Origin of the sequence: Hyphomonas sp. UBA3601, assembly GCF_002375605.1 — a bacterium.
GTDB lineage: Bacteria > Pseudomonadota > Alphaproteobacteria > Caulobacterales > Hyphomonadaceae > Hyphomonas.
The window spans coordinates 17,242-27,299 of record NZ_DFME01000052.1; the positions used below are offsets into that span (position 1 = coordinate 17,242).

Consider the following 10,058-nt stretch of genomic DNA (forward strand, 5'->3'; position numbering starts at 1 on the left):
GGCGGCGGCCGTTCAAGAGCGTCAGCGTGCGGGAAGCACCCAGGCCGCGAAGGTTGACCGAAGCCGTACCGGTCGCGCCGTTGGCGAGGGCGGAACCCTGAGCACCGAATGCCTGTGGCAGGGCGTTGATCATGTCTTCCGCACGGACAACACCGCGCACGTCGAAGTCGGCGGAGCCGAGGGACGTGACCGGGCTGGTCTCAACCAGGTTGCCGCTTTGCGGGATCAGCGAGCCCGTGACGACGATGGTCTGTTGTACGGATGCTTCTTCCCCGTCCGCCTCTGCTACAGCAATTACGTCTTCATCTGCGTCTTGGGCGTACGCTGGCAGCGCAGCAGCTGCAGCAAGTGCAGCGCCGGCAAACACCGACGACGCCAATAGGCGCTTCTTCAAGTTAAGTTCGCTCACTTGAACCTCCGAAAGGATTGTCAAAAAATGTGTCCACATCATGCAGACAAACCTGGCCCCCTAGACCAAGTCTTACCGGGCAGTAAGGATTGAGCACCTTGCATAGTCAATTGGATGCAGCGGCGCTCACAAGCAAAATGACACCAGTGTGACAGAATCGCATCACCTTTTTGGTCGATTTGGGGCAATATTGTTCCAGATACGCCTGATAAATCCGAAAAAATGCCCCGAACGGATTTTGCGGCGCCCTCCACTATGCTTGTTTTTCAGGCAGGCCACCTGAATTCGAGCCGAGCTTCATGCTGCGCCTGATCGCATTTCAGGCAATTCGCCCTGTTCAGACCAGCATGAAGCTGACAACGACCAGGGAAATGCCCAGCGTGACGCCCACGATCAGGATTGAGAACAACAGGATCAGGGTTCGCAAGGCAGCCATGAATCGCCCCGTCTCGTAAGTCACGCGCAATTGGCGATAGAGATACGCAATGCCGACCAGCACCCCACCCAAGATAAGCTCGCCAAGCCAAGCTGCGTTCACGGCGGCGAGCACAATTAAGAAGGTCGCTGTCAGATAGATGAAGGTCTGCACATGCAGCGCGGTGATCACATGGTCATAGATGTACCGGCTGCGGTGCCACGCATACAGAATCGTCAGCATGAAGGCCAGGATAGGCAGGAACATCAAACTGAATCTCGGCGCCCATTCCCGAATGCGCGCGCCATAGCGATCCTGGTTCTCGTACACGGTCGCCGCATGGTCGGCGGCGCGCCATGCCTGCTCGCGCTCCGCGGGGGTCGCATCCTCGTCCAGTCTTGAAGTGACCTCATCATAAAGCGCGTCGCGATTGATGCGGCCGTCATCCGTCATGATACGCTGAAATGTGATGCCGTGCTCCGCCTGTAGCAATTCCAGCTGGATGAGTTCGCGCTCATCCGGCGTCAGGTCGGGGTCTTCTGCCCGGGCGCGCAATTCCTCCAGCCCCTCTTCGGTCACCACCGGAAGAGGCTCACCATCCTCCCCTATCCCGACATCGATCCCGTTTTCCAGGAGGCGGTCGATCTTGAGAGAATTGTACCAGCCCATCTGATCGCCGAGCGTGAACAGGGTCAGGAAGAAGATCACAGACGCCATCAGGAACATGCGGAAAGGCGGCACATAGCGTGCGCGCTTTCCATCCAGATAGTTCCGGGTCATCCGGCCGGGGCGGAACAACAACATGGGCAAGGACCGCCACAAGCGGCCATCCAGCGCAAATACGTCCGCCAGACTGCTCGCCACCAGATCCCAGACCGGGCGATGGAAGTCAGACGCCAATTGGCCGCACGTTGTGCAGAACCGGTCCTCGACGATGGTCTCGCAATTTGCGCAAGGCAAACCGGACTTTACCGGATGATGGTCTCCGGTCGACAAGCCACTTGCCGACCCGAGACCTGCGGCCTCCATTTCATGTTCCATTTCGAGACCCCCGTCTGTTTACCGCTACTCGGCGCTGAGCCCCTCCCGGCACAGAAAGCGCGAGCGATGCTGATCCTTCGCATTTTCTTCCCAGCCGGTCAGCTCCGGATCGACCATGTTCTTGGTCACCTGAAACCACATCGGCGTAATCGGATATTCTTCGAGCATCAGTTCTTCAGCGGCTGCGAAGACTTCTGCCCGCATCTGCAGGTCCAGCTGCTGGTTCGATTGGCTCAGAAGCGCATCATACTCCGGATTGGCATAGTCGCCATAGTTTTGCTGGCCCGTATTGGAATCGAGCAGGTAAAGAAAGTTGATCGGATCATCGAAATCCGCGACCCATGCCGCATCCGCTACCGAGAAGTTTCCGGTCCGCAAGCGCGAATAGAGCACTTTTGTATCCTGTTTCACGATGGTCGGGTTAACCCAGGGGGCGATATCACTCCAATTGGACTGAGCGACCGGCGCCACCTTCGGATTGTCGTCCGTCGAACGGTGAATGAATTCGAACTCAAGCGGATTGCCCGGGCCGAACCCTGCCGCTTCCAACAGGCTGCGCGCCTCGGCAAGCCGATCTTCGCGTGAGGTGTCCTTCCAATCCATGGATGGCCGACTGACATCGTAATTATTGATGCCCGGTGGCACGAAGGAATACGCTGGCAGATAGCCCTGTGTCAGCACGTTGCGAACCATGAACTCCCGGTCGAGCGCCATTGAAAGGGCCTTGCGCACGCGCACGTCGTCGAACGGCTCAACGGTGGTGTTGAATGTCCAGTAGGTCGAGATGAGAGAAGGTGTCGTGCGCAGCCAGCCGGGGAATTTCGCATCCAATTCGGTATAGCGAGACCCGTCAAAGGCATTATTGATGTCCAGTTCGCCTGCGGAAATCTTGTTCTCGACGGCCGACAGGTCTTCCAGTTCCAGATACACGACCCGATCAAAACACGCCTCCGGCGCGCCAAATCCGGTCGGGTTCTTGTCGGCGACCAATTGGTCACCCGTGCGCCAGTAGACCAGCTTGTAAGGACCGTTGACGACAATATTTTCCGGCTGGATCCACGCATCTCCGTGCGCTTCGATGGCCCAACTCGGCAACGGATAGGTCGTGTAATGGCTCAGCAAGCCAAGCAAATAAGGCGCCGGGTATTCCAAAGTGATTTCCAGCGTCTTGTCGTCGATGGCTTTCACGCCCAGTTCTTCGGGCGGCAATTCCTGTGAACTCACCTTTTGCGCATTCTTGATCAACCAGAGGAGCGACGCGTATTGCGAAGCAGTTTCCGGGTTCTGGATGCGGCGCAGGCTGTAGACGAAGTCGCCGGCAGTGACGGGCGTGCCGTCAGACCAGACATGATCACCCAAAGTGAAGGTCCAGACCAAACCATCTTCACTGACTTCATAACTGTCGGCCATACCCAGCACCGGGCGGCCATCTGGGCCATCCGTGGTCAGGCCGATGATCATGTCGCCAATGATAATGTTCTCCCACTGCGCGGATGATTTGTTGGGGTCCAGCGTGTCCACCTTGGCCGAAATTCCCCGGCGCAGGGTCGGCACGTCAGAGGCTGCGGAATCCCCACCGCCCCCGCAGGCGGCCAGTGTCAGGGCAAGTGCGGCAGCCAGGCCGGTTGTCATCAAGGCGTTCAACTTCATGGGTTTTGTGTCTCCAACGTCTTTTCCGCGATCGCGCGATTTGCAACACTGCTGCCAGACCATTACGGTTTTGCAAAGCCTTCCTGCTGGAAGTCGCACATGAGGTAACAGGAATGACCCGAATTTGGTGCATTGCAGGGATGATTTTTGCGCTTGGCGCAACAGCCACTGCACAAGATGTCTCAACCGATGACGTCTATGCCTGCACATCCGTCGCCGAAGATGCAGAGCGCCTTACCTGTTACGATGCGGCTGTTGGACGGCTGCAAGCCGCCGAAGCGGCGGGCGACGTCACAACCGTGACCCGACAGGAAGTCGAACAGGTCCGCCAGGATTCCTTCGGCTTCTCCATTCCGTCCCTGCCCTCTCTGACGCTCGGCAAATCTGACGACCAGAGCCTCAAGGAGATGACGCTCCCTGTGAAAGCCGTGCGCGGCAATCGTGGAAATCTGGTGATCACGCTGGAAAATGGACAGGTCTGGCGGCAAACCGATTCCAAGGCGCTGCGCAATAATGGCCAGACCGAAGCCCAGATCTATGAAGCGGCCTTCGGCAGCTACAAGATGAAACTGGATGGCGGCATCGCATTCCGGGTCGAACGCGTGAAATAATACGGGAATCCTTGCCGCAAACTTCAGCAAACACTGACCGAACCGCGCGCAGGCCAGCAATGGCTTGACCTATTCCGGGCACGTGGCTTGCTGAATCGATGAAACCTTTCTCAGGCTGAGACGTAGTCCCGTCGAGCGACTGGAAGGGAATCTGCGTATCCGGACGAAGATCACTGCCCACAGGAATACGCGCTGGCTGAAGCGCTTTCGCCCGCCCCTTCTGTTTGCGCTGGCCGGCGCGGCGCTGGTCTTTGCGACGCCATACCTACCTCAGTACATCCCTGACGGCTTTGTCTCAGGCGACCGGCTCGAGCGAATGGCAGGGATCAGTTCAGGCGTATTGTTCATCATCGCCTTTGGCTGGCTGGTCGGCACCATTGTCGATGCCTTGATCAAACGCCGTCTGGCTGGCCTGCACCTCGATGCAGAAGACAATCTGGAAGCACGCAAATCGGCCACGCGGCTGGATGTCGTGCGCCGCGTCTGGATCGTCATTGCCGGAATCGTCACCCTCGCCGCCGCGCTCACCGTCATTCCCGGCGTGAAACAGATTGGCGTCAGCCTGTTTGCATCGGCCGGAATCGCGGGCATCGCCATCGGCTTGGCGGCCCGTCCCGTACTCAGCAACCTGATCGCCGGACTGCAGATCGCCTTCACCCAGCCGATCCGGCTGGATGACGCCGTCGTCGTCGAAGGTGAATGGGGCTGGATCGAGGAAATCGGCCTCTTCTATGTTGTCATCAAGATCTGGGACTGGCGACGCCTCGTCGTGCCGCTCTCCTATTTCATCGAGACGCCTTTCCAGAATTGGACCCGCAAGAGCGCCTCCATCATCGGCAGCGTCTACTGGACGGTAGATTATCACGCACCCATCGCGCGGATGCGCGAGAAGCTGGAAGAGATCTGCAAGTCCACCCCGCTCTGGAATGGCGACGTGGTGAATTTGCAGGTTACCGAAGCCTCGGGCAATTCTGTAACGGTGCGCGGGCTCGCCTCGGCCAGCACGTCTCCGAAAGCCTGGGACTTGCGTTGCCTGATCCGTGAGCAGATGATCGAATGGCTTCAGGCCGAGCATCCCGAAGCCCTGCCCCGGCTGCGCGCTGATACGGATGTAAAATTGCCAGAGGATTTCGGCGGCTTTGCGCCCCAGCAGGGTTAGTCGCTACCAGGGATGGGTCTTGCCTTCAAAGTCCAGGAAGCGCAGCTCGCTTGATGGCCCTGCCGTGGTGATGACCGTGTAGAGGCCAGCAGCACTCTGAGCCGGATTGACTGGCGCCTGCTTGCCACCCATGTCAGTGTTCACCCAGCCCGGATGCAGCGCGAGCAGGGTCACCCCCTTCTCCGCAAGTTCGGGCGCGGCGGCACGCAAGGCCATGTTCAGACCCGCCTTGGACGTGCGATAGATCAGTCCGAAGGACGCATGCGTGTTCTCGATGGATCCCATCATGCTGGACAGGCTGGCCGCCATCTTCACATCGCTGGCCGCAATATTGTCCAGGAACGTGTCGATCATTCGAATCGGCGCAATCGTGTTCACCGCCAGCATGTTGGCGAACGCGTCATAATCGAGATCCTTGAACGCAGCGAAACTGCCAATGCCGGCATTGTTGATCAGATAGTCGATGGGCTGGTCGCCGACCGCTTCCTTCAATGCCGCCACCGAAGCTGCATCGGTCACTTCGAGCGGATAAACTTTGGCGCCCGTCGCGTTCAGTTCGTTTGAGGTCTCAGGGTCGCGCGCCGTGGCAATCACGTCATGACCTTGAGCGAGAAACTTGCGGACAAGCTCCAGACCGATCCCACGATTTGCACCGGTGATAAGCGTGGTAGTCATAGAAACTCTCCGTCTGGATAGGTCTGGGTATATGGGAACGCGTCGGCAAACGCTGCGACAGGGCCGCTACGACTCTGGCAAAATCCGGTAGACCGCAGTTGCTTTCATCAGGGGCTTGTCACCTTGGCGGGCCATGCCGCCGGTGAACAGGATTGTGCGAGTTTGCCGGTCAACCTTGGGCTCCAACGTGACATCGGCGCCTTGAGCCGCCTCAGAGGACACGTCGATCGTGACAGAAACCATTTCCACCGGATTGGGAGCGCAGATCGCTTCAGCATCGGCACGTATCGCCGCCATCAGGTCCAGCGCCAGTCGTTCGTCCGGTTTCAGAGTGGTTACGTCTTGCATGTGGTGGAAGCCCTCAATCACTGGCCTTGCACATAGACAGGCCCGTTCCAAAAGAAAAGGGCCAAGCCGGTTGGGGGGAAGAGAGGGAGAACCGACTTGGCCCCATATTGGGAACGTCTTGAGGCAACTGACAGTGTCAGGGGGGGTGTCTGCCTGCAAGATACAAGGTTTACGCTCTTCAGTTGGCTTGGTTCCGCGGAAAACGAAAAAAGTTTCGCGCATGAAAAAGCCGCCCTCGCGGCGGCTCATCCAAAGCTTGTCTTTCGAGCCAGATCAGGCGGCTTGGGCCGCGGCTGCGACCGCGTCGAGGTCCGACCCGATAAGGTCACCCAGATGGCCAAAGCCGACCAGGGCGTGGTGCTCGTCCATATAAGTGGAAATACTCGGCAATAGCAGGCCGATGGCCTTGTGGTCCAAACCCAGCTTGTGGAGTTCGGAAATCATGGATTGCGCGACAATGCGCTTGCCGCCGGGCGTCTGTTCGATCAGGCGAGCAATCTCTCCAACCGGGGCGCCGATCGTGCTGCCTGTGCGGGCCGACAGGGCGCGTGCGCCCGGAATGGTCTTGAACATGGCCGTGGCGAAGGGGGAATCCTGACGCTCTGCTGCGTTCAGGACAATGCCGAGGGCTTGTCGGGACGCGTCCTCCGAGAGGCCATTATGCCGGGCGAGGTGTGCTGTAAGATCGTTCAACATGTGCGATGGCACTCCTGAGATTAACGGCTTCGGAATTATCATTAACCCTCATTGTGCTTACCGCTTGGTTACCGGGCGCATTGCTGTGCAAGGCAAATGCGACCAAGTGCGTTAAGATGCATTAGGGCCGGGTAAACAAACCGCCCCAAATCATTTACCTTTGACCCCTCATCCGTACGTCCCAAGGAGTTTTCATGATCCGTATCGGCATACTCGGCGCCGCCAAGATTGGCCCCAAGGCCATCATCGAGCCCGCTGCAAAACGTGATGATTGCGAAATCGTCGCCGTGGCAGCGCGCGACGCGGACAAGGCGCGCACCTATGCCGAAGCGAACGGCATCGCGCATGTTGAGACCGATTACGACGCGCTGGTGCACCGCAAGGATGTCGACCTGATCTACAACGCCCTGCCCCCGCATCGCCATGCCGATCTGACCATCGCCGCGCTGGAAGCTGGCAAGGCGGTATTATGCGAGAAGCCCTTCGCCATGAACGCCGCCGAAGCCACGCGCATGGTCGACGCCGCCAACCGGGCCGGCAAGCCACTGATCGAGGCGTTTCATTATCGCTTCCACCCGGCTTTCCTGCGCGTTCTGGAAATCGTGCGCAGCGGAGACCTCGGCGCGATCAAGACCATGGAGGCGGTGTTCAATGTGTCGATCCCGTATCGCGAGGGCGAGTTGCGCCATACGCTGGAACTCGGTGGAGGCGCATTAATGGATCTGGGCTGCTACTCGGTCCACATGATCCGCACCCTTGCGGACGCAGAACCCGATGTGCTGTCGGCCAGTGCGCAGTGCGACCGGCCCGGTGTTGATATCGGCACCAAGGCGCATCTCGGTTTTTCAAGCGGCGCGTCAGCAATTGTGGAATGCAGTATGGCAGAAGATGTGGACCGCGATATCAGGCTCGAAATCGTCTGCAAGGATGGCTGTGTCTCCTTGCTCAACCCGGTACACCCGCATCGCGGCCACCAGATCACCATCCGGCAAGGCGGCCACGAACGCACCGAGACGGCCGACGGCATGATCACCTATGAGCACCAGTTGGCCCATGTCATGGACGTGATGGCCGGACGCGCCGTGCCGCTGACCGGTGGCGCCGACGCGATCGGCAACATGGCCGTGATCGACGCAATCTATGCAGCGGCAGGCCTCTCGCCCCGATAAAGCGTCCAGGCTCGCTTGACGCATGAATATACAAAACGTATACGGAATGTATATAATTCATATCGAGGACAAATATGGGTATCGTGAAGATCGACAATGACCTGCATGAAGAAGTCCGGCGGGCGAGCGGGGTCATGTGTCGATCCATCAATGCGCAAGCCGAATTCTGGATTAAAATCGGCCGGCTCGCCGAAGCCAATCCAACGCTCTCCTTCAATGACATTGTGAAGATGCAGCTCGAAGCGGCCGATGCGCCCTTGGCCGACCTGAAGGTCGCCTGACATGGTAAAGACGCCGAGCGAGATCGCGCTGATGCGCATCTCTGGCAAACTGCTGGCATCCGTTTTTGAAATGCTGGACCAGCAGGACCTGGCTGGCATGTCGACGCTACAGGTCAACGATCTGGTCGACCGCTTCATCACCGGAGACCTCGGCGCCCGCCCCGCAAGCAAAGGGCAGTATGGCTTCAAATTCGTCCTGAACTGCTCAATCAATCATGTGGTGTGTCATGGCGTGCCCAGTTCGGATGAGATCATCCGGGATGGCGATATCATCAATCTTGATATCACCCTCGAAAAGAACGGCTTCATCGCGGATTCAAGCAAGACGTACATGGTCGGAAATGTCTCAGCCGCCGCCAAGCGAATTGTTCGGATCGCCGAGACAGCCATGTGGAAAGGCATTGGACAGGTACGTCCCGGCGCGCACCTTGGCGATATCGGTTTTGCGATTGACCGCCATGCCAAGAAAAATGGCTGTTCTGTCGTACGGGAGTATTGCGGGCACGGCATTGGCCGCGAAATGCATGAGGATCCACAGGTTCTCAATTTCGGAAAGCCGGGCACCGGCCTCAAGCTGCGCGAAGGCATGGTCTTCACCATTGAACCCATGATCAATCTGGGCACACGCCAGGTTTCGACCGAGGCTGATGGGTGGACGGTGGTGACCAATGACGGAAAGCTCTCCGCCCAATTCGAGCATACGGTTGCTGTGACGAAAACCGGTGTTGAAGTGCTGACCTTGCGTCCGGGCGAGACACCCATGCAGGCGCGCCGCGCGTAGTCAATACGGCACAGTCCGGTACAAGCGCATGGCAGGACATGATAAGCTGACTTGGTCTGAATTTGACCGGGAGCTGATCACATGAAAATCGCAGGCATCGTCTTTGTTATCCTCGGGGCGCTGGCAATCCTCTTCCCGTATGTTGCCGGGCTCTCCTACAATTTCATTCTCGCCTATCTGATCATCTTTGCGGGCGCGGCGCATCTCTGGTGGGCCTGGCGGCCGAGCCTTGAAGGGCGAACGCAGCATTTGCTGCTCGGCCTGCTCTTCCTTGCTGGCGGGATCAGCCTGCTCGTCTTTCCGTGGATCGGGCTCATCTCCTTCACCATAATTCTGGGCGTATCCTTCCTGGTCCAGGGCGGGGTCCAGCTTGCCCTCGCCTCCAACAGCCCGCGTCTGCGCGGCAACAGCAAGACCATGCTGATCGTGGCAGGCCTTGCCGGCATCATCGCAGGCGCGCTGATCCTGATCGGCCTGCCCAGCACAGCGGCCTGGGCCATTGGCATATTGGCCGGGATCAACATGCTGTTCTTCGGCGTCGCCCTGCTGGCAATGGACAAGGCCCTGTCGGACGTGTTTGACGACTGACGAGCGCCCTGCGCGGCATCTTGCATGGCGGGCTGGCTCCGTGATATTCGACCCATCTCACAACAGGCGCTGAGCGCGGTCGCGTCACAAAGACGAGGCAACCGCGGCGCAGGATAAGTCCTGTGTGTGCGCCGTTGTCGGCACCCCCCAGGACATTCAGAGCCAGGAGTGCTGACAGATGAAGACCATTATCGAACCCTTCCGCATCAAATCGGTCGAGCCGATCCGCATGACC

General features: G+C 58.7%; 12 protein-coding genes. 6 read left to right on the top strand and 6 right to left on the bottom strand.

Going from position 1 to position 10,058, the window contains the following annotated elements:
- From B4F73_RS06130 to B4F73_RS06140, 3 genes are all read right to left on the bottom strand, one after another.
- The coding region (locus B4F73_RS06130) for a TonB-dependent receptor plug domain-containing protein (protein ID WP_290482749.1) at window positions 1–409 on the bottom strand (409 nt) is incomplete at its 3' end.
- A gap of 337 nt (window positions 410–746) precedes the next feature.
- A complete protein-coding gene (locus B4F73_RS06135; RefSeq protein WP_206992473.1) occupies window positions 747–1,865 on the bottom strand; it encodes a DUF3667 domain-containing protein in 1,119 nt (372 codons plus the stop codon).
- Window positions 1,866–1,889: 24 nt separating this feature from the next.
- A complete protein-coding gene (locus tag B4F73_RS06140) occupies window positions 1,890–3,515 on the bottom strand; it encodes a peptide ABC transporter substrate-binding protein (RefSeq protein WP_290478516.1) in 1,626 nt (541 codons plus the stop codon).
- Between the two features lie 113 nt (window positions 3,516–3,628).
- Between B4F73_RS06140 and B4F73_RS06145 the strand changes: the two genes are divergently transcribed.
- Entirely contained in the window at window positions 3,629–4,126 is a 498-nt protein-coding gene (locus tag B4F73_RS06145; protein WP_290478517.1) for a hypothetical protein, read from the top strand.
- A 316-nt stretch (window positions 4,127–4,442) separates the two neighbouring features.
- Window positions 4,443–5,285 carry a mechanosensitive ion channel family protein gene (locus B4F73_RS06150; RefSeq protein WP_290478518.1) on the top strand — a complete coding sequence of 281 codons (843 nt, stop codon included), beginning with the start codon at window positions 4,443–4,445 and terminating at the stop codon, window positions 5,283–5,285.
- Window positions 5,286–5,288: 3 nt separating this feature from the next.
- Here the strand turns inward: B4F73_RS06150 and B4F73_RS06155 are convergent, their stop codons facing one another.
- From B4F73_RS06155 to B4F73_RS06165, 3 genes are all read right to left on the bottom strand, one after another.
- A complete protein-coding gene (locus B4F73_RS06155) occupies window positions 5,289–5,960 on the bottom strand; it encodes an SDR family oxidoreductase (protein ID WP_290482750.1) in 672 nt (223 codons plus the stop codon).
- A 66-nt stretch (window positions 5,961–6,026) separates the two neighbouring features.
- Entirely contained in the window at window positions 6,027–6,308 is a 282-nt protein-coding gene (locus B4F73_RS06160; protein ID WP_290478520.1) for a hypothetical protein, read from the bottom strand.
- A gap of 273 nt (window positions 6,309–6,581) precedes the next feature.
- Window positions 6,582–7,004 (bottom strand): hypothetical protein, encoded by a 423-nt coding sequence (locus B4F73_RS06165; protein ID WP_034812575.1) that lies wholly within the window; start codon window positions 7,002–7,004, stop codon window positions 6,582–6,584.
- Window positions 7,005–7,198: 194 nt separating this feature from the next.
- Here B4F73_RS06165 and B4F73_RS06170 point away from each other — a divergent pair, with 194 nt between their 5' ends.
- The 4 genes from B4F73_RS06170 (at window position 7,199) to B4F73_RS06185 (ending at window position 9,823) form a co-directional block, all read left to right on the top strand.
- The gene (locus B4F73_RS06170; RefSeq protein WP_290478521.1) at window positions 7,199–8,173 is read left to right on the top strand and encodes a Gfo/Idh/MocA family protein; all 975 of its coding nucleotides are present in this window, start codon (window positions 7,199–7,201) and stop codon (window positions 8,171–8,173) included.
- 74 nt (window positions 8,174–8,247) lie between these two features.
- Window positions 8,248–8,454 (top strand): ParD-like family protein, encoded by a 207-nt coding sequence (locus B4F73_RS06175; RefSeq protein WP_034812582.1) that lies wholly within the window; start codon window positions 8,248–8,250, stop codon window positions 8,452–8,454.
- 1 nt (window position 8,455) lies between these two features.
- Entirely contained in the window at window positions 8,456–9,235 is a 780-nt protein-coding gene (map, locus tag B4F73_RS06180; RefSeq protein WP_290482751.1) for a type I methionyl aminopeptidase, read from the top strand.
- An 81-nt stretch (window positions 9,236–9,316) separates the two neighbouring features.
- Window positions 9,317–9,823 carry an HdeD family acid-resistance protein gene (locus tag B4F73_RS06185; protein ID WP_290478523.1) on the top strand — a complete coding sequence of 169 codons (507 nt, stop codon included), beginning with the start codon at window positions 9,317–9,319 and terminating at the stop codon, window positions 9,821–9,823.
- Window positions 9,824–10,058: the final 235 nt, after the last annotated feature.